This is a genomic window from Streptosporangium sp. NPDC006930 (assembly GCF_040635605.1).
Lineage (GTDB): Bacteria > Actinomycetota > Actinomycetes > Streptosporangiales > Streptosporangiaceae > Streptosporangium.
On the sequence record NZ_JBEYID010000013.1, the window covers coordinates 25,584 to 47,881 of the forward strand.

16 protein-coding genes are annotated in these 22,298 nt (G+C 69.0%); 10 read left to right on the forward strand and 6 right to left on the reverse strand.

Annotated elements, in window-relative coordinates; genetic code table 11:
* Positions 1–106: 106 nt before the first annotated feature.
* The 3 genes from ABZ664_RS22580 to ABZ664_RS22590 form a co-directional block, all read right to left on the reverse strand.
* Positions 107–1,261, reverse strand: coding sequence for a hypothetical protein (locus tag ABZ664_RS22580; RefSeq protein ID WP_362513109.1), 1,155 nt, complete (start codon positions 1,259–1,261; stop codon positions 107–109).
* 203 nt (positions 1,262–1,464) lie between these two features.
* A complete protein-coding gene (locus tag ABZ664_RS22585; protein WP_362513112.1) occupies positions 1,465–2,790 on the reverse strand; it encodes a glycosyltransferase 87 family protein in 1,326 nt (441 codons plus the stop codon).
* Positions 2,790–5,504 carry a transglycosylase domain-containing protein gene (locus tag ABZ664_RS22590; protein ID WP_362513117.1) on the reverse strand — a complete coding sequence of 905 codons (2,715 nt, stop codon included), beginning with the start codon at positions 5,502–5,504 and terminating at the stop codon, positions 2,790–2,792. Before ABZ664_RS22590 ends, ABZ664_RS22585 begins: the two co-directional genes overlap by 1 nt.
* Positions 5,505–6,102: 598 nt before the next feature.
* On the opposite strand from ABZ664_RS22590, the gene ABZ664_RS22595 reads away from it, so the two are divergent.
* Positions 6,103–6,777, forward strand: coding sequence for a PadR family transcriptional regulator (locus ABZ664_RS22595; protein ID WP_362513120.1), 675 nt, complete (start codon positions 6,103–6,105; stop codon positions 6,775–6,777).
* Between the two features lie 31 nt (positions 6,778–6,808).
* A complete protein-coding gene (locus ABZ664_RS22600) occupies positions 6,809–7,888 on the forward strand; it encodes an inositol-3-phosphate synthase (RefSeq protein ID WP_362513123.1) in 1,080 nt (359 codons plus the stop codon).
* Positions 7,889–8,034: 146 nt separating this feature from the next.
* On the opposite strand, the gene idi is transcribed toward ABZ664_RS22600, so the two are convergent.
* A complete protein-coding gene (gene idi / locus ABZ664_RS22605; RefSeq protein ID WP_362513126.1) occupies positions 8,035–8,616 on the reverse strand; it encodes an isopentenyl-diphosphate Delta-isomerase in 582 nt (193 codons plus the stop codon).
* 159 nt (positions 8,617–8,775) lie between these two features.
* Here idi and ABZ664_RS22610 point away from each other — a divergent pair, with 159 nt between their 5' ends.
* The gene (locus tag ABZ664_RS22610) at positions 8,776–10,062 is read left to right on the forward strand and encodes an MFS transporter (RefSeq protein ID WP_362513130.1); all 1,287 of its coding nucleotides are present in this window, start codon (positions 8,776–8,778) and stop codon (positions 10,060–10,062) included.
* A 98-nt stretch (positions 10,063–10,160) separates the two neighbouring features.
* On the opposite strand, the gene ABZ664_RS22615 is transcribed toward ABZ664_RS22610, so the two are convergent.
* Together ABZ664_RS22615 and ABZ664_RS22620 are read right to left on the reverse strand one after the other, a co-directional pair.
* A complete protein-coding gene (locus ABZ664_RS22615; protein WP_362513733.1) occupies positions 10,161–11,375 on the reverse strand; it encodes an adenosylmethionine--8-amino-7-oxononanoate transaminase in 1,215 nt (404 codons plus the stop codon).
* A gap of 73 nt (positions 11,376–11,448) precedes the next feature.
* Positions 11,449–12,897 carry a CCA tRNA nucleotidyltransferase gene (locus ABZ664_RS22620; protein ID WP_362513736.1) on the reverse strand — a complete coding sequence of 483 codons (1,449 nt, stop codon included), beginning with the start codon at positions 12,895–12,897 and terminating at the stop codon, positions 11,449–11,451.
* Positions 12,898–13,053: 156 nt separating this feature from the next.
* Here ABZ664_RS22620 and ABZ664_RS22625 point away from each other — a divergent pair, with 156 nt between their 5' ends.
* From ABZ664_RS22625 to trxB, 7 genes are all read left to right on the forward strand, one after another.
* On the forward strand, positions 13,054–13,575 hold the full coding sequence (locus ABZ664_RS22625) for a YbaK/EbsC family protein (RefSeq protein WP_362513133.1): 522 nt from the start codon (positions 13,054–13,056) through the stop codon (positions 13,573–13,575).
* A 57-nt stretch (positions 13,576–13,632) separates the two neighbouring features.
* Positions 13,633–15,753, forward strand: a complete 2,121-nt coding sequence (locus ABZ664_RS22630) for a DUF6049 family protein (RefSeq protein WP_362513137.1) — start codon at positions 13,633–13,635, stop codon at positions 15,751–15,753.
* 37 nt (positions 15,754–15,790) lie between these two features.
* Positions 15,791–17,395 (forward strand): murein biosynthesis integral membrane protein MurJ, encoded by a 1,605-nt coding sequence (murJ, locus tag ABZ664_RS22635; protein ID WP_362513140.1) that lies wholly within the window; start codon positions 15,791–15,793, stop codon positions 17,393–17,395.
* A gap of 195 nt (positions 17,396–17,590) precedes the next feature.
* Complete coding sequence (locus tag ABZ664_RS22640) at positions 17,591–19,114, forward strand: protein kinase family protein (RefSeq protein WP_362513144.1); 1,524 nt, start codon at positions 17,591–17,593, stop codon at positions 19,112–19,114.
* 114 nt (positions 19,115–19,228) lie between these two features.
* Positions 19,229–19,876, forward strand: a complete 648-nt coding sequence (gene sigM / locus ABZ664_RS22645) for an RNA polymerase sigma factor SigM (protein ID WP_362513147.1) — start codon at positions 19,229–19,231, stop codon at positions 19,874–19,876.
* Positions 19,866–20,786 (forward strand): zf-HC2 domain-containing protein, encoded by a 921-nt coding sequence (locus ABZ664_RS22650; RefSeq protein WP_362513151.1) that lies wholly within the window; start codon positions 19,866–19,868, stop codon positions 20,784–20,786. The genes sigM and ABZ664_RS22650 overlap by 11 nt, the downstream gene beginning before the upstream one ends.
* Positions 20,787–21,033: 247 nt before the next feature.
* Positions 21,034–21,969, forward strand: coding sequence for a thioredoxin-disulfide reductase (trxB, locus tag ABZ664_RS22655; RefSeq protein ID WP_362513739.1), 936 nt, complete (start codon positions 21,034–21,036; stop codon positions 21,967–21,969).
* Positions 21,970–22,298 lie beyond the last annotated feature (329 nt).

The following is a 22,298-nucleotide window of genomic DNA, read 5'->3' on the forward strand; positions in this document are numbered from 1 at the left end:
GTCACGGAGAACGTCTCGCCGGTGAGCGCAAGTTGATCCACAGCCTGTGGATAACTTCATGGGATTACTTTTTCCAAGGAGTGGGTAAAGGGATCCCCCTTACGGCTCAGCCCACCCAGGCACCGTCGGCGAAGATCAACGCGTTGAGCGCCATCAACGGTCCCAGCACCAGGGCGTAGACGATGATGATCCATCGTCGCCACGGTTCAGGACCGCTGCTCGCCCTGCCGATCAGGACGAAGAGCGGCCACCACAGCAGCGCCGAGCGCGGTACCGACAGGTAGTAGGCGGAACACACCAGGGCACCCACCTGGAGCCCCACATAGACGAACTCGCTCCACCTCCGCAGGTAGAGCAGGACAAGCACGAGCGCGACCCCGACGATCGCCCCCGCGACCTCCAGCCGGAACGCCCAGGCCATCCGCCCCTCGCCCATCGCCGCGCCCCAGGTCGTGGTCCAAGACTCCCAGGGCCACACCATGTAACGTCCCCAACCGGCCTCCTGCGCGGTCTTCCAGGCCAGCCAGTCACCCGTACGGGAGTACTGGTAGGCGGAGTAGAGGCCGAGCGGCACGAACGGGAGGAGCAGCCACCCCACCTGCCGTAGGGGATGCCTGCGGACGAGGAACTCCACGATCAGCGCGATGGCGAGGAACAGGCCGGTGATGCGCACGCAGGAGGCGCCCGCCGCCAGGGCCGCGGCGAGCGGCCAGCGGCCCTGACGCGCCGCGAGCCAGGCGGGAATGGCGAAGGCGAGGAAGAGCGCCTCGCTGTAGCCCGCGAACAGGAACACCGCCATCGGCCAGAGCAGCAGCGCGAGCACCGCGTACCGGCCCGCTCCCCGCGGCCCCTCGAACTCGGCCAGCCTGGCGAGCGCCGTCATCGCGACGGCGCCGGCCACCAGGGAGATGAGCAGCCCGGCGAGGGTCCAGTCGTCGATCACGAGATGCACCGCGCGGAGCATCAGCGGCATTCCGGGGAAGAAGGCGGGCAACCCCCTGTCGGGCTCGCTGCCCGGAGGCCCGCCGTACCCGTGTTCGGCGATGGTGATGAGCAGATTGGCGTCCCAGTTGCGCCAGCGCTCCAGGAAGGGCGCCGGTATGGCGTCCCCCTCCATGAGCGCCTGAGAGCCGATGACGACCAGGACGACGATTCCCAACCTGGAGGCCAGCCAGAGCAGCAGTCCTTCCGTCGCGACAACGCGCTCAGGAGCGGAAGGCGCGGGGGGCGCGTCTCGCGGAGGAGCGGGGGGAGTAGTCACAAGGTCGAATTGTCCCGGATCATCTAGGCGAACCGCCAGATGTGAACGCTCACCGAACAGACCCATCCGGCCCCCTGTCACCCCGGCCGAGCCCCGGACGCGGACGCCTCGGCCTGTCCCCCTGTCACCCCGGCGGAGCGCAGGACACCTGCGCCCCGCCGAACAAACCCACCCCGTCCCGCGTCACCCCGGGGGAGCTCAGCTCACCGAACGGCCCCGACGCTGGAGAGCGCGAGCCGGAAACGGTCGGGTGCCTCGTCGAAGACGCCGCCCGCCTGGTCGTCGGCCCCGTCCTGGCGGATCACGTCCTTGTCGGGGACGAAGATGTCCCGCACGACGAACGCCATCATGATCAGGATGGTGATCGCGCGGCCCCACACGGCGGTGAAGTAGGTGTCGCCCGCGATGCCCAGGGCCTCGTTGCCCGGCTGGATGCCGACCAGGTACAGCCAGATCGCGAAGAAGTACCAGCACTCGGCGAGCTGCCAGAGCGCGATCGGCCTCCAGCCCGGCCTGGCGAGCACCGCGAAGGGGATCAGCCAGAGCACGTACTGCGGCGACCACACCTTGTTGGTCAGCATGAACGCCGCCAGGGTGAGGAAGCACAGCTGCATCAGGCGGGGACGGGTCTTCGCCGTCAGCGTGATCACGGCGATCGCGAGGCAGAACGCGGCGAGCGAGACGACGCCCAGCTTGTCGAGGAGTTCGGCGTCACCCAGGATCGGCCACTGCTTCTGGTTGAAGAAGTACCAGATGGAGCCCCAGTCGGCCGGTCGCTCCTGGCTGAAGACGTAGAACCTCTTCCACCCGTCGAAGGCGAAGATCATGATCGGCACGTTGACGACGAGCCAGGCGCCCGCGGCACCGCCGATCGTCTTGAGGAACGGCACCCATTTGCCGGTTCGCAGCGCGAGCAGGAACAGCGGGCCGAGGAACATCAGCGGATAGAACTTGGTGGCGATCGCGAGGCCCAGCAGGATGCCCGCGAGCCACTGTTTCCGCTTCGACCAGGCCAGCAGCGCGCCCAGCGCGAGGGCATTGGCCGCCAGGTCCCAGTTGATGTACGCGGTGAGGATCAGCGCGGGGGCGAGGGCGTACCAGAGCGCGTCCCAGCGCCTGGCGGGACCGGCCAGCGCGGCCATCAGCAGAACGCCGACGACCAGGCAGAGCGCCATGAGGATGACGGTGAGGTCGTAGAACGCCGTCCCCGGATCGCTCATGGGGGTGACGATCCGGCGGAAGAACTCCATGATCCCGCCGATGCCGACGGGGTATTCGACCGGATAGTCGAAGTAGGGGACCATGCCCTCGTTGAGCTTCTCGTTCCACCACAGGGGATAGATGTCGGTGTAACAGAAGTTCGTGAACTGCAGGGTCCCGTCGTTCCATGCCCCGTCGACGCGGCACGGCCACTTCCAGAACCAGGCCAGAACCGCCCCCAGCCCCGCGAACAGGGCGAGCGGCGTGTACGGAATGGCCCGGTTGCCTAACTCGGACAGCGACTCCCGCTGCGGCAGAAGGTTCTTCATCAGGGACGTCGTCCGCTCGCTGTGGGTGTCGGCACGAGGGCCCCGGCAGGTGTTCCCGGTGCGCCGACCACGCCTGGCGCACCGTTCTGCTCGATCACGCCGTTCGGCGGCCCGTCGCCGCCCCAACCGCCGTCATCGCCGACGTCACACGAGGGGTCCCCGGGAAGGCACTCGTTGCCGCCGAAATCGCCACCGTCGTCGGGGGGGTCGTTCGACCAGCCGTCGTCGCCGTTCTCGTCAGGGAAGGGGTTGGTGTCCTCCGTCGTCGGCGTCGGCGAGGGCGTCGGCTTGGGCGTGGCCAGGTTGTTCGGCGATCCGGTGTTGGCCCTCGGCGGGAACTGCAGGACCTCGTCCTTCGCGGTCACGGTCTGCATGAAGTCGTGCCAGATCTGGGTCGGGGTGCCGCCACCGCCGATGAAGGAGGGCATGGGCTCCTCCTTCCAGACGATGTTCTCGTCCTTGATCTTCCTGCTCGGCAGGCCGTACTTGTCGACCTTGAGCTTGCGCGTCCCCGCCTTGTTGTAGGGCACGTCCTTGGACATTCCGACCGCGGTGACGAGCTGCGGGGTGAAGCCGACGAACCAGGCGTCCTTGTAGGCGTTGTTCGTGCCGGTCTTGCCGGCCACCGGCCGGGTGCCGATGTTGGCCGCACCACCGGTGCCGCTCTTGACGACCGCCTGGAGCGCGACGGTCGCGTCGGCCGCGGACTCGGGGGTGATGACCTGCTTCGCGTCGGCCAGTTCCTTGAGCACGACGGTGCCGTCGTGCTTGGTCACCTTGACGACGGTGTGCCAGTCGACGTGCTTGCCCTCGTTGGCGAAGATCGAATAACCAGCGGCCTGTTCGACCGCGGTCACCGAGGCCACACCGATGGTGGTCAGGTAGTTCTGGTTCTCGACCGCCCAGTCGACCGCGTTCTTGCCCTTGTAGGCGGGGTTCTGCTTCGCCGTCTCGCCGACCCCCGCCTCCCTCGCGATCCTCGCCACCTCTTCGAGCGTGACCTCCTTGCCCATCTGGGCGAAGACGGTGTTGACCGAGCTGGCCATGGCCTTGACCATGTTGATCGGCCCGAACGGCTGGTTCCCCGAGTTGCTGATCGGGGTGGTGTTCGGCATCTTGATCGTCGCCATGCCCTCGACGTAACTGTCGAGCGACTTGCCGCTCTCCAGCCAGGCCGCGAGCACGTAGGGCTTGAACGCGGAGGCCGCCTGCTTGGTGGAGTCGAACGCGCGGTTGTTGAAGTCGTTGACGAAGTCGTCGCCGCTGTAGAAGGCGAGCACCCGGCCGTTCTTCGGGTTCACCGAGGCCAGCCTGGCGTGGATGGTCGGATCCAGGCCGGCGGTCCTGGCCTTCACCGCGTCCCTGGCGGCCTTCATCATGTTCTTGTTGAACGTGGTGTAGACCTTGAAACCGCCGGTCTTCAGGTCGTCCTGTGTGATGCCCCGCCCGGCGAGCTCCCTGAAGACGATGTTGAGCATGTAGCCCTTGAGCCCCTTGAAGGTCTCCGTGACCTTGACGTCCTCGAACTTCAGGTCCTCGAAGGAGCTGTTCGCGTACTTGCCGTACTCGGCGGGGTTCATGTCCGCCATGTTCTTCAGTGCCGCTTGGAAGCGCTCCTTGGTCGCGGCGTAGTTCTTCTTCTCCGTCTCCTGGATGTCGAAGGCGTTCGGGTTCTGGATCCGGCCGGCGAGGTAGGCGCCCTCGGGCACGGTCAGATCGCCGACGTTCTTACCGAAGAACGCCTTCGCCGCGGCCTGAATGCCGTACGCGCCGCGCCCGAAGTAGACGAGGTTGAAGTACTCCTCAAGGATCTCGTCCTTCTCCAGGGTCTTACTGATCTTGACCGCGACGAAGATCTCCTTGATCTTGCGCTGGATCGAGACCTCCTGGCTGAGGCCTTCGTAGTAACCGCGGGCCATCTGCTGGGTGATGGTCGAGGCGCCCTGGAGCTGGGCGCCGCTCACGGTGCTCCAGACCGAACGGGCCATGCCCGCGACGTCGATGCCGCTGTCGGTACGGAAGGTCTTGTTCTCCAGGGCGATCACCGCGTCCTGGACGTGGACGGGGATCTGCTTGAGCTTCACCGGGGTCCGCTTGGTGCCGTAGCGGGCCATCACGGTCTTGCCGTCGCCGTAGTAGATGACGCTGCCCCGGTCGTCGACGCTGGCCTGCCGGGACGAGGGGACAGGCGTGTTGGCGTAGGCGACCGCGATCATGCCGAAGACGCCCGCGGTGAGGACCACGAAGCTGGCCATCACGATCTTCCAGTTGGGCAGGAAGCGCGTCCACCTCTTGGGGGGTTCGTCGTCGCCGTCGAAACCGTCGCCGTCGAAACCGTCTCTGCCGGGGCCCTCGGGTCCTTCCGGGCCTCCGGGACCCTCCGCGGCGAGAGCGCTCGCACCGCGTCCTCGGCGCCTGCGGCCGCCCTCGCCCGGCCTCGAACCCGCAGAACGCCCGCCGCCCGACTGGGCGGCGAGCATCGCCTGGGTGTCCTCGAAGGCGGCCTCGGCGCGGCGGCCTGTCGGGTCGGTGTCACGGCGACGTACATCCCCGGGACCCGGCTGAGGCGTCCCGCCGGGAGCACCGGGACCGGCGGGGCCGGCGGGGCCGCGCGGGGGCATGCCACCGGGAGCGCCCGCGTCGCGCCGGGGTGGTCCGCCGGGCTGCTGGGATGCGCCGCCGGAGTAGGGCATGCCGCCGTGCTGGGGCATCATCGCGGTCCGGGGGTCGGCTCCCGCCTGCGGTGCCTGTCGAGGAGAATCCCGACCCGCACCGGTTTGAACGTTTTGCGGAGAGGGGACTGCACGGGAAGCGGCTCCTGGGCTTGAGCGACGGCGCCGCCCCTGGCGAGACGACTCGTCGGCGCCCTGGCGGCGCCCGTCCGACTCCGGGTCATTGCTGTTGCTGTAACTCACGCGTCCTCGTTCGGTCATCGGGGTCTACGACGGCGTGCAGGCGGGCGAGACTACCTCCTGATCACCGGAGATCTCGTCGCCTTGGCTCACTGGTGGCCGGCCCATTCGGGTGGATCTCCACTCCCGGGGACGAACGAGATCGTCAGGTGGTTCCGGCAACAACCTTGGCAGACCTCTCCCACATTGACGTGGGATTCCCGGTATTGAAAAGCGGTCCACGCCACGTGGGGGCCATCTCCCACCACCGTCTGCTGTGACCACATAGGCGCCAGACTACGGCTTTTTGGCGTTTGCTCCCAACCTCTTGGGAAAGTCGCTGATTGCAGCCTTATGTTGAATGGACGTATCCTGTCGATGTATCGGTTCGATACATCGACGCGAGAGGTGGTGGTTTCCAGTGGCCGGCGGACGTGGCGGCGTGCTGGAGCTGGCCGTGCTCGGGTCGTTGCATGAGACCCCTCTACACGGCTATGAGCTGCGCAAACGGCTCAACGCCCTGCTCGGTATGTTCCGGGCGTTCTCCTACGGCTCGCTCTACCCGTGCCTCCGCCAGTTGCTCACCGACGGACTGATCGTCGAAGACGGCGACGCCGCCGCGGCCACCACGGCCGCCGACAGCGCCATCGTGCTCCCCGGCCGCCGTTCGAAGATCGTCTACAAGCTGACCGCGGAGGGCAAGGAACGCCTGCAGGAGCTCCTCACCCAGGCGGGCCCTTCCGCCTGGGAGGACGAGAGCTTCGGCGTGCACTTCGCCTTCTTCAGGCACACCGAGGCCGAGGTGCGCCTGCGCATTCTCGAGGGTCGCCGCAGCCGACTTGAGGAACGCCTGGACAGCGTGCGCACGGCACTCGCCCGTACGCGCGAGCGGCTGGACAGCTACACCCTTGAGCTTCAGCGTCACGGCCTGGAGTCGGTCGAACGCGAAGTGCGCTGGTTGAATGAGCTGATCGCCACCGAACGGCAGGCATCGCCGCCGGAGGGGGAGCGGCGACCCGCGCAAGAGGAGACGTCCAGGGCGCCCGCGCCAGGGACGGGCACGACGGGGCGGCACGCCACCCCGGAAGAAAACTGACCACTAAGAGAACAAAAGGGGAGCGAGTGCCATGGGTTCGGTGCGCGTAGCCATTGTCGGTGTAGGCAACTGCGCCACGTCGCTCATTCAGGGCGTGCACTACTACCGGGACGCCGACCCCGGTATGCGGGTGCCGGGCCTGATGCACGTCAAGTTCGGCGACTATCACATCGGCGACGTGGAGTTCGTCGCGGCTTTCGACGTGGACGCCAAGAAGGTCGGGCGTGACCTGTCCGAGGCGATCGTGGCCTCGGAGAACAACACGATCAAGATCTGCGACGTGCCGCCGCTCGGCGTCACGGTGCAGCGTGGCCCCACCTTCGACGGTCTTGGCGAGTACTACCGGGAGATGGTCGAGGAGTCCGACGAGGCTCCGGTCGACGTCGTGCAGGTCCTCAAGGACAGCAAGGTGGACGTTCTTGTCTCCTACCTGCCGGTGGGCTCGGAGGAGGCCGACCGCTTCTACGCGCAGTGCGCCCTCGACGCGAAGGTCGCGTTCGTCAACGCGCTGCCGGTGTTCATCGCCTCCGACCCCGCGTGGGCGCAGAAGTTCGTCGACGCGGGCGTCCCGATCGTCGGCGACGACATCAAGTCCCAGGTCGGTGCGACCATCACGCACCGCGTGATGGCGAAGCTGTTCGAGGACCGCGGCGTCGAGTTGCTCCGCACCTACCAGCTGAACTTCGGCGGCAACATGGACTTCATGAACATGCTGGAGCGCAAGCGCCTGCAGTCCAAGAAGATCTCCAAGACCCAGGCGGTCACCTCGCAGATCCCGCACGAGATGCAGAAGGCCGACGTGCACATCGGCCCTTCCGACCACGTGCCGTGGCTCGACGACCGCAAGTGGGCGTACGTGCGCCTGGAGGGCAGGTCCTTCGGCGACACCCCCCTCAACCTGGAGTACAAGCTGGAGGTATGGGACTCCCCCAACTCCGCCGGCATCATCATCGACGCGGTGCGCGCCGCCAAGATCGCCCTTGACCGGGGCATCGCCGGGCCGATCCTGTCCGCCTCCTCCTACTTCATGAAGTCGCCGCCGGAGCAGTACTCCGACGACGAGGCGCGCGAGTACGTGGAGAAGTTCATCCGCGGCGAGGTCGAGCGCTGACCTTCCCGAGCCTTCCGGCATCGAACGGCGAGAGCCCTCGGCCCACGTGGGCCGAGGGCTCTCGCCGTTGAACGACCGCCGGTGTGAGAGGCACTCACACCGCCGGGGCGGAAGGTCTCGATGGGGGGCGGGGGGAGGCCGGCGCGTCAGCGGGCGGCGGGCGGGAGGTCGGCGGGGTCCGCGGCCCCCCAGGCGAGCGGGTCGGCGCCGAGCTCGACCAGCTGGGGAACCTGCTCGCGGCACCAGGGGGAGATCGCCAGGCGGTCGCCGAGCACCCCGTCGGTGAACTCCTTCCACGGCATCCAGCGGACGTCGTCGACCTCGTCGGGGTTCGGCGCGGCCTCCGCGGTCACCAGCACCCGGTAGACCGGGCACAGCTCCCGCTCGACGATGCCGTTGTCCATGACCGCTCGGTAGGAGAAGCGCGGCAGGAGGAGGTCGACCCGGTCGGCCGCGAGGCCGAGCTCGTGGGAGAGCCTGCGGGTCACCGCCTCGGGGAGCGGCTCGCCGGGCAGGGGGTGGCCGCAGCAGCTGTTGGTCCACACCCCCGGCCAGGTCGTCTTGTGCAGTGCGCGGCGGGAGAGCAGGACCCGCCCCTGCTCGTCGAACACGTAACTGGAGAAGGCCAGATGGAGGGGAGTGTCGGGACCGTGCACCGTGGCCTTCGCCGCCGTGCCGATCGCGTTTCCCTCGGTGTCGACGAGCACAACGTGTTCATCAGGTGTCACTCGAACGAGGGTACGTGATCATGTTGGTTTACCGCGCCCCCTAAGTGATACGTAGGCAAAGGTCGTAAATGCCCAATAACACAATCAGGGAGGTTCCAGATGCCCGCCCATGCCGCCCACGCATAGGCTGAGCGCGTGTCATTTGCATCCGATCTACGTGTGGTCCTGGAAGGTCGGGACTTCCGGAGGCTGTACGCGACCCGCCTGGTCTCGCAGTTCTCCGACGGGATCTTCCAGTTCGCCGTGGCCGGATTCGCGTTCTTCAGCCCGGAGAAGAGCACGAGCGCGGTGGAGATCGCCGCAGGGCTCGCCGTGCTGCTGCTGCCGTACTCGATCCTGGGACCCTTCGTCGGGGTGTTCATCGACCGCTGGTCGCGGCGGCAGATCCTCGTCATCGCGCCGATGGTCCGCGGGGCGCTGCTGCTCGTGGCGGCGGCACTCGTCGCGGCGAACGCCCCCGACGGCATCTTCTACGTCGCCGCGCTCGGCGTCCTCGGGGTGAACCGTTTCTTCCTCGCCGCGCTGGGGGCCTCACTCCCGCACGTCGTGCCCGCCGACCGGCTGATGGTGGCCAACGCGGTCACCCCGACCTCGGGCACCGTGCTCACCTTCGTGGGCATAGGCGCCGGATACCTGCTCCGGGCGGTCTTCGGCTCCGGCCACCCGGGTACGGCCGTGCTGCTCGTCGTCTCCGGCCTCGTCTTCGGGCTCAGCGCGCTCATCGCCATGACCATGGGAAGGCGTCTGCTCGGTCCCGCCGACGACCCCGACCGGCCGCAGGCCCGCGAGGCCGTACGCCACGTGCTGGCCGGCCTGGCCGACGGCGCGAGACACCTCGTCCGGCACCGGGCCGCCGCCGCGGCGATGGGTGCGATGGCCACCCACCGGTTCATGTACGGCATGTGCACGGCGATGCTCGTGCTGCTGTCGCGCTACTACTTCGCGGAGAACGCCGAGGACGCGCTGAACGCGGTCTCCGTCGTGGTCGCCACCTCGGGGGTCGGTTACTTCCTGGCCATCCTGGTCACGCCGTGGGCCACGGAACGCTTCACCATCGAACGATGGGTCCCGGCCATGCTGATCACCTCCGGGGTGCTGACGCTCGCGTTCTGTGCGGCGTTCCAGCAGTGGGGGTTCGCGGCCACGGGCTTCGTCCTCGGCATCGCCGGGCAGAGCATCAAGATCTGCGCCGACACCGCCGTCCAGCGGGATCTCCAGGACGCCTACCTCGGCCGGGCCTTCTCCATCTACGACATGCTCTTCAACGGCAGCTACGTGCTGGCCGCGGCACTGGCGGCGGCGCTGCTGCCGCCGGATGGCAAGTCGCTGCTCGTGCTGGTGCTCATCGCCGTCGGATACGTCGCGGGCGCGGTGATCTACCGGGTCGTCACGCCGGCCCGAGTGGCCGAACCGCTGCCGTCATCGCCGTCGCAGCCCTCACAGTGAGCGGGCGTCGTCGCCCTCGTGCCCTTCACGACGACCGAACCCCCGCCGCCGTCATGCTCCTCACGATGACCGGGCGACCGTCGTCGCCCCCACATCCCTCACAGTGAGCGGGCCGCCGCCGTCATCGCCGTCGTGACCCTCTCCAGGTCGTCGTCGCCGATCGAGTAGGGCGGCATGGCGTAGATCAGCCGTCCGAACGGGCGGAGCCAGACGCCGTGCCGCATGACGAGGTCCTGGACGGCGGGGACGTCGACGGGCTCGCGGGCCTCGACCACCCCGATCGCGCCGATGACCCGCACGTCCCTCACCCCGGCCGCCCCCGAGGCCCCTTTCAGGCCCGCCAGGAGACCGGCCTCGATCCGGCCGACCTCCTCGCGCCACGGGCGCTCCCGCAGGAGCTCCAGGGAGGCGCTCGCGACGGCCGCGGCCAGTGGGTTGCCCATGAAGGTCGGCCCGTGCATCAGCACCCCGACGCCCCTCGCCACCCGCTCGGTGCACAGCGTCGCGGCCAGCGACATGTAGCCGCCGGTCAGGGCCTTGCCCAGGCACATGATGTCGGGCCTGATCCCGGCATGGTCGCAGCCGAACAGTTCCCCGGTCCTGCCGAACCCGGTGGCGATCTCGTCGGCGATCAGCAGGACGCCGTGCTCGTCGGCGAGCTCGCGGAGCAGCCGCAGGTAGGCCGGGTGGTAGAAGTGCATACCGCCCGCCCCCTGGACGACCGGCTCCACGATGATCGCGGCCAGCTCGTGGGCGTGCCGGGCGACCAGGTCCGACAGCCCTGCCGCGTAGCCCTCGTCGTACTCGCGCGGCGGCCGGTCGGCGAACACGTGCTCGGGCAGCACGCCGGAGAACAGGTGGTGCATGCCGTTGACCGGGTCGCAGACCGACATCGCCCCGAAGGTGTCGCCGTGGTAGCCGCCCCTCACCGTGAGCAGCCGTCCCCTGCCGGTGAACTGGTACGCCATTTTGATCGCGACCTCGACGGCGACCGACCCGGAATCGGCGAGGAACACCCTCGGCAGCCCGGTCATGGAGGCGAGCGTGGCGGCCAGCCGTACGGCGGGCTCGTGGGTGAGCCCGCCGAACATGACGTGCGCCATGTCCTCCAGCTGGTCCTTCAGCGCCCGGTTGAGCCGGGGGTGGTTGTAGCCGTGGATCGCCGCCCACCAGGACGACATGCCGTCGACCAGTTCGCGCCCGTCGGCGAGGGTGATCCGCACCCCGTCCGCACGGGAGACCACGTGCGGCGCCACCGGCTGGGGCGCGGCCGCATAGGGGTGCCACACGTGCTCCCGGTCGAGCAGGGCGATCCCGGCCCCGTCGAGACCGTCGAGGCCGCCGACACCATCGGGACGGGAACCGGGGATGACGTGATCGTTCAGCTCAGGGGCGCCGTTCAGAGCGCACCTCGCTCATTCCTCCCGCGCCACCGGCCTCGTCGCCGGCCTCGTTGGCCCGCGCCCACTCCCGGAGGGCGTCCGCGGCCGCCTCCTTGCCGATGACACCCCTGTCGAGGCGCATCTCCAGCAGGAACCTGTAGGCGCGGCCCACGACAGGACCCGGCGGAACGCCGAGGAGCTCCTGGATCTCGTTGCCGTCGAGTTCGGGGCGGATCTTGCCGAGCTCCTCCTCCTCGGCCAGCCGGGCGATGCGCTCCTCCAGCTGGTCGTAGGTCTGCGACAGGGCCAGTGCCTTGCGCCGGTTGCGGGTGGTGCAGTCGGCGCGGGTCAGCCTGTGCAGGCGCTCCAGCAGGTGTCCGGCGTCGCGGACGTAGCGGCGCACGGCCGAGTCGGTCCACTCTCCCGTGCCGTACCCGTGGAAGCGCAGGTGCAGCTCCACCAGGCGGGAGACATCGGCCACCACGTCCTTGGGGAACTTCAGCTCCGTCATGCGCTTCCTGGCGAGCTGGGCCCCGACCACCTCGTGGTGGTGGAAGGAGACCCTGCCGCCGGGCTCGTGGCGGCGGGTCTTCGGCTTGCCCACGTCGTGCAGGAGCGCGGCCCAGCGCAGGATCTGGTCGGGGCCGTTCTCCTCCAGGTCGATCGCCTGCTCCAGCACGATCAGCGAGTGCTCGTAGACGTCCTTGTGCCGATGGTGCTCGTCGATCTCCAGCCGGAGTTTCGGCAACTCGGGCAGCACGTGGGCGGCGAGCCCCGACTCGACGAGGATCCGCAGGCCCTCGCGGGGACGGTCACCGCCGATGAGCTTGTCCAGCTCGTCGCGGATGCGCTCGGCGGAGACGATGTCGATCCTGTCGGCCATCGCGCCCATCGCGGCGAGCGCCGCCGGATCGACGGAGAAGCCGAGCTGGCTGGCGAACCTCGCGGCGCGGAGCATCCGCAGCGGGTCGTCGCCGAAGGAGCGCTCGGGAGGGCCCGGGGTGCGCAGCACCTTGGCGTGCAGATCGTCGAGGCCGCCGTGCGGGTCGACGAACTCGCGGGAGGGCAGGCGCAGCGCCATCGCGTTGACCGCGAAGTCACGCCGGGCCAGGTCGCCCTCCAGCGTGTCGCCGTAGGCCACGTCGGGCTTGCGCGACTTGGGATCGTACGACTCGCTGCGATAGGTCGTGATCTCCAGCAGCCACCCGCCCTTGCGGACACCGACGGTGCCGAAGTCGATGCCGATCGTCCAGATGGAGTCGGCCCAGTCGCGGACGAGTTCCAGGACGGTCTCGGGCCTCGCGTCCGTGGTCAGGTCGAGGTCGTTGCCGATCCTTGCGAGGAAGACATCGCGTACGGAGCCGCCGACGAGGGCGATCTGGTAGCCCCTGGCTGCGAAAAGCTCGCCGAGCTCGTCCGCCACGGGTGCGATCTTCCGGAACAGCTCGCTCATGCCGTGGCGCTGGCTCTGGGTCAGATTTGAAAGGGACAAGCCGGGTAGGTCCTTCGGTTACGGAACATGTTCCCTGCGGGGATACACCTGAAGCGATCACCAGGTTACGGTCGGTCAGGAAACCTCGGGGACTGTGCGTCGAGGCAAGGAGCACACATGAAGGATGCGCTCGCGATCCACCGCTGGCTCCTCGCACACCAGGTCCATCATGAGATCGTACGCCTTCCGCGCGCGATGACATGTTCGGACGAACTCCCCGAGGTGCTGTCGGTGAGTCCTGAGATATGCGTGGGGGTCACGGTTTTCGAGGTCACGACACGACTCGGCCACGATCCCGTGGCGGTCGTCACCTCCGTCGGGTCCCCGCCGCGTCCCGGCGTGGTCGGCGGCATCCTGGGGGCGAGAAGGGTGCGGGTGGCTCCGGCCTTCACCGTCAACTCCGCCACCGACTACGCCTCGGGGCTGGTCTGCCCGCTGCTGTTGCCCGACACGCTCACCGTGCTGGTGGACGAGCGACTCACCCACGACGCCACACTCGTTTACGTGCCCACCGGAGAGCGCAGGACGGCACTCCAGATCCGTGCGGACCACCTGCTCACACTGGTGTCAGGAAAGATCGTCGACCTGACCCGGCAGGGCTCCCGCGGGGAGTCGGCGATCTTTCCGCTCGCCGGTTAGGCGCCGGTTAGGCCATACCATTACCGGCGTGCGCCGTACTCGACCCCTGGCCGGCACGTGATCCGCAAAGCCGCGCTGCTCGCCCTGTTCGTCACCACGCTGCTCGTTCCCGCGGCCGTGGTCGTTCCGGGTATGGCGAGCGCCCGGACGACCTCGGTGAGCCGGGCGGGCCTTCAGGTCGTGATGGAGGCGATCGGTCCCGACGCCCCCCGTGACCCGACCACCGAGATCAAACTGTCGGGCTCCCTGGTCAACTCGGGCGCCGAACCCATGAGCGGGCTGCGCATCCGCATGCACTTCTCGCCGCAGCCGTTCGCCAGGCGCGCCGACATGGAGGCATACCTGGCCGGGCAGACCCTCCCGAGCTCGTGGTGCTGCGAGAGTTTCGTCCAGGCGCCGATCGCGCCCTCGGGCAAGCTGCCGTGGCAGTTCGCCTTCACGCCGCAGGAGCTGAAGTTCTCCGGCTTCGGTGTCTACCCGATCATGGTCGAGGTGCGCGACGCCTTCGGGCAGCAGGTCGCCACCTTGCGGACCATGGTGACCTACATGCCCAGGGAGACCAGGGTGCCCCGCACCCGGCTCGCCATGGTGCTGCCCATCGTCGACCAGCCGCGCCGGTCGGAGGACTCCACCTTCGCCGATGGAAACCTGCCCGCGGCGATGGCCCCCGGCAAGCGCCTGGGAGACCTGCTCAAGATCGCCCAGGACACCTCGTCCGCCAAGGGGCTCACCTGGGTCGTCGACCCCGCCCTGCTCGACGACGCGCGGGCGATGGGCGAGCCGCACACGGTCAGGGTCAAGGACCGCAGCCAGCAGCGCCCCGCCGCCCCCGAGGCCGCCCGATGGTTGAGCGACTTCCGTGAGGCCGTCGCCGACCAGCCGGTGGTCGCCACCCCCTACGCCGACCCCGACGTCGTGGCGCTCGCCCACAACGGTTTCGACGACGCCACGCGGACCGGGATCTCCGCGGCCGGGATCGTCGCCAGGGAGACCCTCGGCCGCGATGTGATCACCAACGTGAACTGGCCGGTGGGCGGCCTGATCGACTACGACGGGCTGGACCTGCTCGCCACCGGCGGCGTCGACACCGTACTGCTGAACGTGCTGAACCTGCCGCCGACGACGCCACCGATCACCACCCCCGACGCCTCGGCGACCCTGGAGAGCGTGAACGGCCCGCTCACCGCCCTCGTCGCCGACGCGACGCTGAGCGAGACCGTCGGCGCCGACACCTCCACCTCCGGCGCGGCGCTGACGAACCGCCAGCGGTTCATCGCGGAGACGGCGATGATCAGCTCGGAGCCCGTCACCACCGCCAGAACGGTGATCGCCGTCCCGCACCGCCGCTGGGACCCCGATCCCGCCTACGTCACCGACCTGGTCGAGACGGCCGCCGCCCTGCCCTGGCTGGCACCCGTCACGCTCGACACGGTCAAGCGCGGCAAGGGCGCTCCGGTCCCCAGGTCCGGCCTGACCTACACCGACACCGACCGCAAGCTGGAGCTCTCCAAGCAGTACATGACGGGCGTCAGGAAGGTCGGCGCCCGCGCCGACCTGACCTCCGCGATCACCACCGCCCAGGACCTCGACGTCTTCGACCTGGCGCTGCTGCGCCTGACCTCCTCGGCGTGGCGGGGCAGGACGGGCAACGCGACACCGTACGTCCAGCAGGTCGCGGGGGGGATCGACGGCCGGATCGCCATGGTCAACATCACCGGCAGCGAGCAGTCGCGGCTGCGCACCCTGGCCGGCAGCAACGGCGACGTGCCGATCAGCGTGCGCAACGATCTGAGCGGCGAGGCCAGCCGGATCGCGGTCCGGCTCAGGGTGACCTCCGACCAGCCGGATCTGCTCAAGATCGAGCCGTACGAGGACAAACTGGAGATCCTCGGCGGCCAGAACCAGACCATTCGAATCCCGATGACCTCCACGGCCAGCGGCCAGACGACCGTGACGGTCCAGCTCACCACCGACGACGGCCGCAAGTACGGCAAGCCGGTCGAGCTGACCGTGCGGACCACCGGCTACACCGGGGTCGCCCTGGTGATCGTCGGAGCCGCCCTCGTGGTGATGCTCGCCGCCGTCGTCCTGCGCGTCCTGCGCCGCAGGGGAGGCCGCCGCCCCGCGGCCGCTCCCCCGCCCGAGCGCCTGCACGAGCCCGCGGGCACCGAGTCCTGAGCGCCTGGCGCTCCCAGCACGTAGCGGAGGAAAGCGCATGAGCAGGGTTCTGCGTGCGAGCGCGATCATGGCGGCGGGGACGATGGTCTCCCGCATCACCGGCTTCGTCCGGACGGCGGTGCTCGCGGCGGCCATCGGTACCTTCGCGCTGGGCGACGCCTACAACGTCGCCTACACGATCCCGCTCATCCTGTTCGACCTGCTCATCGGCGGGATCCTGAGCAGCGTCGTGGTTCCGATGATCATCAGGCGGCAGAAGTCGGACCCCGACGGCGGCCGGGCCTACGAGCAGCGCCTGATGACCCTCGGGGTGATCACGCTCACCCTGCTGGCGCTGGTCGCGGTGGTCCTCGCCGGACCGCTGATCAGTCTCTACAGCACCGACTGGGGTCCCAGGCAGACCGAGGTCGCGGTCAGGCTGGCACAGTTCATCCTGCCGCAGATCGCCTTCTTCGGGATCGGCGCGATCGCCGGCGCGATCCTCAACACCCGTGACAGATTCGCCGCGCCGATGTGGGCACCGGTGCTGAACAACATCGTGATGATCGGCGTCGCGATCGTCTACTACGTGAAGCTGGGCGGGGCGGGCACCGACGTCGACACGATCGCCGACGCCGACCTGGCGCTGCTCGGGCTCGGCACCACGGCCGGCATCGTGGCGCAGTGCGCGGTGCTGGTCATCGCGCTGCACCGGGTGGGTTTCCGCTTCCGGCCCAGGTTCGACCTGCGCAACGCCGGGCTCGGCGAGATGGGCAGGACCGCGGTCTGGACCTTCGCCTACGTCGGGATCAGCCAGCTGGGCTTCCTGATCACCACCAAGCTGGCGACCGGCGCGGGCCAGCGTGCCCCCGGCGCGGGAAACGCCGCCTACTCCTACGCCTACCAGTTCTTCCAGCTCCCTTACGGGATCATCGCGGTCTCGGTGATCACCGCGATGCTGCCCAGGATGAGCCGGGGGGTGGCCGACGGCCAGCTCGACACGGTCCGTGAGGAGTTCTCCTCCGGGGTGCGGCTGGTGTCGGTGCTGCTGGTGCCCGCCGGGCTGCTGCTGATGGTGCTCGGTCCCGCGGTGACCGTACTGATCTTCTCGTGGGGCAACATGACCGTCGGCTCGGCGGTCTACATCGGCAACGTGCTGCAGGTCTTCGGGCTCGCGCTGGTGCCGTTCTCGATCTTCCAGCTCCTGCTGCGCGTCTTCTACTCCTTCGGCGACACCCGCACCCCGGCGTTCCTCGCCCTCGGCAACGTGGCGGTGAACGCCACGCTCAGCCTCGTCGCCTACTACACCCTGCCCGCCAGGTACATCGTGATGGGCCTCGCGCTCGCGTTCACCGTCGCCTACGTGGCCGGCGCCGCGACCGCCTGGACGATGGCCTCGCGCCGCGTGGGGGGCCTGGCGGGGCGCAAGGTGGCCGCGGGGCTGTCCCGGATGTATCTGGCCGCCCTCCCGGCGGCCGCGTTCGCGCTCGGCGTGCTGTGGCTCACGCAGGAACTCACCGCGTTGGACGCGCTGAGTGCGGCCGTCATGCTGGCGGCGGGCGGCGGACTCGGTATGGTTCTTTACTTGGCGATCGCCCACCGGATGCGCATCCCCGAGGTGAGTTCGATCGTTGGAATGGTCGCAGGACGGGTAGGCCGGTAAGCCAAAGGCTTGTCTTAAACGTCTGACAAGACGAACACGGGCGGAACCGGTGCGGGACTACCATGGTGCGACGCGTGTGGTGACATGCGGCTAATGGAAGCAGGAGGGCGTGGGCGGATCCACCCAGCATCATGTGATGTGTCTTGATGTGCTGACCGGGCATGGTGCTGTCGTGTTCTCAGGTACGGGGTCCTCGTGAGTTCCCCCGCCGTAGAGCCCGGCACCAAGCTGGCCGAGCGTTTCCGGCTCGAAGACCGCGTCCACGAGTCGGGCGGGGCCACCCTGTGGAAGGCCATCGACGAGGTGCTCGCCAGGCCCGTCGCCGTCCACACCTTCGATCCCGACTTCCCCCGCCTGAACGAGGTCGTCACGGCCGCCAGGGTGGCGAGCCGGCTCACCGACCCCCGTCTCACCCAGGTCTTCGACGCGACCGAGGACGACGGCCACTCCTACGTCGTCAGCGAGTGGGTGAGCGGCGAGTCCTTCGGCGACATGATCGCGGGCGGGCCCCTCGACCCCGAGCGGGCCGCCGCGATGGTCGCCGAGGCCGCGGAGGCCCTGGCGCACGCGCACGAGGCGAACCTCGCCCATCTCTGCCTCACCCCCGAGCACCTGGTCTGGACGGCGGGCAGCACGGTCAAACTGCTCGGCCTGGGAGTCGACGCCGTCCTGGACGACGTGATGAGCGACGACCCCGCCCGCGAGGACGCCGAGGGCCTCGGCCGCCTGCTGTACGCCGGTCTGACCGGCCACTGGCCGGGCGACGAGCGAGGCAGCGGCGGCCTGCCCGTCGCACCCATGAGTGACGGGCACTTCTGCACGCCGCGCCAGGTCACCGCGGGCGTTCCCGGCTACCTGGACGCCATCGTCTGCCGGGCGATACTGCCGGAGACCAGGCGCGGGCTCGAACCGCTGACCACGCCCGCCGAGGTCGCCGAGGCCCTGGCCTCGGTGTCGCGGCCCAGTCCCCTGCCGATGCCGACGCCGATGCCCATGACGGCGCTGCCGGTGGCGGCCTCGCGCTCCGAGGGGGTCGACACCGCGGCTCCCCAGCGCCACACACCGCCTTCGCAGCATCGGACCCAGCACCAGCACCGCCCGATGCCCCGGCAGGGGGGCGGCATGGTCAACAAGGTCGCCATGACCGTCGTCGTGCTGCTGGTGATGGTCGCCGTCGGTCTGGGCGCCTGGACCCTCGGCCGCAGCATCGGCAACGCCGGTACCCCGGTGCCCGGCGAGGAGAGCACCACGCCCACGCCGACCGCGGCCGTCGAGATCCGCGAGGTGAAGCCCTCCTCGGCCATCGGCTTCGACCCGCTGGGCGACAGAGAGGAGCGCGGCGAGCTCGCCGGCTTCGCGATCGACGGTAAGGATTCCACCGACTGGCACTCCGAGTCGTACGACTCCGCCGACTTCGGCCGGCTCAAGACGGGTGTGGGCCTCCTGCTGGACATGGGCGAGAGCGTCCCGGTGAAGCAGGTGACGGTCGATTTCGGCGGCACCTCGGGAGGCACCGCCGAACTCAGGGTTGGCGACTCCCCGCAGCTGGAGTCCCTCTCGGTCCTCCAGAAGGTCAACGGAGTCTCCGGCAAGAAGACGTTCACCGCGGAGGCCCCGAAGAAGGGCCGCTACGTGCTCGTCTGGTTCACCAAGATGCCCACCTACCAGGGGAAGTTCCGCGGGCAGGTGCAGGAGATCAAGGTCTTCGCGACCAAGTGACACTGCTCCGATTTGATCTGTTTTGCATGGCTTCTTGCAGATCATCGGAGAATTCGTGGCACCATCTATCCCGTAGAGGTGTTCTCCCCGGATCGGTATAGCAGGACTCTCCTTGTGAATTCCCCACCCGAGACCCCGCCAGCGGCGGACGAGCAGACGGCGAAGGCCCCCGTGTCCGACGCCGACCTGCTCACCCGGCACATCGCCGGGGATCCGCACGCCTTCAGTGAAATAGTCAAGCGACATCGAGACCGCATGTGGGCGGTCGCCCTGCGCACGCTGGGCGACCCCGACGAGGCGGCCGACGCCGTTCAGGACGCCTTCGTCTCGGCCTACCGCAAGGCCGGGAGCTTTCGCGGCGAGGCGGCCGTGACCACGTGGCTGCACCGCATCGTGGTCAACGCCTGCCTCGACCGCATGCGCAGGAAATCGGTGCGCCCGGTGGCCGACGACGAGCTCGTCGAGGCCGCGGAGCGTGATACCCCGGTGCTCGACCAGACGGCCGAGCGCGAAGTGTCCATGGAGGTTTCCGCAGCACTGAAGCTGCTGCCCTCCGACCAGCGCGCCGCGCTGGTGCTCGTGGACATGATGGGCTACTCGATCGAAGACGCGGCCCAGGTGCTGGAGGTGCCGAGCGGCACGGTGAAGAGCCGATGCGCGCGCGGACGGGCGAAACTCGCCCCGATTCTTTCCCATTTACGGAACCGATCAGACCTGTCTCGCGTCTCATCCGCGAAGGGAGCAGAACTTCGTGACGGGTGATACGCACTACGACCTGGAGATCTTGGCCGAACTGGCCGAGGGGCTCCTCGACGCCGCCACCGCCATACGGGTACGCGAGCATCTCGCGATCTGCGACCCCTGTGGCGAAAGCCTCGCCGATCTCGCAGCGGTCCGTGAGGTCCTGGCGGCGACCCCCACACCGGCGATGCCGATGGGAGTCGCGCTGAGGATCGACCGCGCGCTGGCCGCCGAGGCGGAAAGCTTCCGTGGAGGTGGAGTGGGCCTGGTGGAAGCACCGGCCTGGGACGACATAATGCGCGACGCGCCGTGGGAGACGTCCTCTCCCGCACAACCGGCGCCATGGGAGACGACCCCTCACCGGGACCCGATCCCCGAAAAGGAGCCAGAGCTCGAACCAGCCGTGCGGCTGGGGGTCGTCGACGACGACGGCACCGTGGTCCCGGTGGTCCCCACCAGACGTCGCGGCGCGAACCGACGGCGCCGGTGGGCGATGCCCGCCACCGCCGCGGCGGGCGTGGCGGCGGCGGTGATCGGTGCGACCGCGCTGGCGACCGGGACGCTGACGGCGTCCGGCCCGCCCGGCGCCACCCCGGGCCCCTACGCCGCACCGGCGGCGGACACGATCCAGTACACGCTGACCGACAGCAACTACAACTACACCGACGCCGAGCTCCGCGGCTCGCTGCTCGACTACATCGGCCCCGGGACCATCGTCGGAACGACCGACAACTCCGGGATCGACAAGTGTGTCCGGCAGGTCTCGGCGCAGGTCGGCACGTCGCCCTTCGCCGTGGACCAGGGGTTCTACAACGGGCAGGAGGCCAACATCCTGCTCTTCTGGGAGAACAAGGCCAAGAACACGGTGCGCGTCCACGTCGTGGGCCCGCAGTGTGACGACGTGCGCAAGCCAGGTCTCGCAAGCTGGTGACCGGGAAGAGGCGGCCCCGGGGGACCTCGGCAGGCCGCACGGAACGATCGGTGGGGAGAGGCACGGGGTGATCGGCGGCGGGTAATCCGCTCCCAAAGCCCTCGTACCTCCTCCGGGCGCCCGGCATGGATTCGTCCGTGCCGGGCTTTCCCGTTCCACCGGCGGATCCGTCACCGCGCCCGGCGGGAATCAGCGGCGCTTAGGATCTGTTGACGCCGGTGGCAACGACAGAGGAGAGGCGCGAGCACTGATGGACGTCCGGAATGTGATCATCATCGGATCGGGTCCCGCCGGTTACACGGCCGCCGTGTACTCCGCGCGTGCCGACCTCAACCCGCTGGTCTTCGAGGGCTCGGTCACCGCCGGTGGCGCCCTGATGAACACCACCGAGGTGGAGAACTTCCCCGGCTTCCCCGGTGGCATCATGGGCCCGGACCTGATGGACGGGATGCGCAAGCAGGCCGAGCGGTTCGGTGCCGAGCTGGTCGCCGACGACGTGATCGAGGTCGACCTGACCGTCACCCCGAAGGTCGTCAAGACCGCCACCGACACCTACTACGCCAAGTCCGTCATCCTCACGATGGGCTCGGGTTACCGCGAGCTGGGCGTGCCCAACGAGAAGCGCCTCTCCGGCCACGGGGTGTCGTGGTGTGCCACCTGTGACGGGTTCTTCTTCCGCGGCCAGGACATCGTGGTCGTCGGCGGCGGCGACACCGCGATGGAGGAGGCGATCTTCCTGACCCGGTTCGCCGCCTCGGTGACGGTGGTGCACCGTCGCGACGAGCTCCGCGCCAGCAAGATCATGCAGGACCGGGCGTTCGCGAACGAGAAGATCCACTTCCTGTGGGACAGCGAGGTCGTCGACGTGCTGGGCGAGTCCAAGGTGAGCGGGGTGCGGGTGCGCAACCTCAAGACCGGTGCGGAGGCGGAGCTCGCCGCCACCGGCCTGTTCGTCGCGATCGGGCACGACCCGCGCGTCGAGCTGGTCAAGGGCCAGGTGGAGCTGGACGACGAGGGGTACATCAAGGTCGACTCGCCCTCGACCCGCACCAACCTGGACGGCGTGTTCGCCGCGGGCGACGTGGTCGACCACATCTACCGGCAGGCGATCACCGCCGCCGGCACCGGCGCCGCCGCCTCGCTCGACTCCGAGCGCTGGCTGACCGAGCACGAGAACGCGTAACCCCCCGGCGGGTGACGGCGGAAGAGAGATCGACGGGCGGTGCCGGCGCCGCTCGTCACCCCGCCCGTCAGGGCGGGCCTCAGGCGCCGTGAGCGCCGTCACGGGTCGACCGGCCCCCGCCCCCGCCGGGCACACGTCGCGTCCCGTCGAACGGCGCGTCAGGCGTGCGCCGGTCACCACGCCGGTGATCCCATCGGTATCGTCCTCGCCGCCGGGTCGGCGGAGAGGTGAAACGCGTGTCGGGCCGGCGCGAGACCCCGGGGAGGGTTCTCCTTCGCGGGTGACCGGCGACGAAGCGGGAACCCTCGCGGGCGACCGTGGGAATCCCC

Excerpts from the sequence above, each read along its gene's own strand:
- ABZ664_RS22585 (WP_362513112.1), bottom strand. The coding sequence starts at position 2,790 with ATGAAGAACCTTCTGCCGCAGCGGGAGTCGCTGTCCGAGTTAGGCAAC.
- ABZ664_RS22590 (WP_362513117.1), bottom strand. The coding sequence starts at position 5,504 with ATGATGCCCCAGCACGGCGGCATGCCCTACTCCGGCGGCGCATCCCAG.
- ABZ664_RS22600 (WP_362513123.1), top strand. The coding sequence starts at position 6,809 with ATGGGTTCGGTGCGCGTAGCCATTGTCGGTGTAGGCAACTGCGCCACG.
- ABZ664_RS22620 (WP_362513736.1), bottom strand. The coding sequence starts at position 12,897 with ATGAGCGAGCTGTTCCGGAAGATCGCACCCGTGGCGGACGAGCTCGGC.
- ABZ664_RS22625 (WP_362513133.1), top strand. The coding sequence starts at position 13,054 with ATGAAGGATGCGCTCGCGATCCACCGCTGGCTCCTCGCACACCAGGTC.
- murJ (WP_362513140.1), top strand. The coding sequence starts at position 15,791 with ATGAGCAGGGTTCTGCGTGCGAGCGCGATCATGGCGGCGGGGACGATG.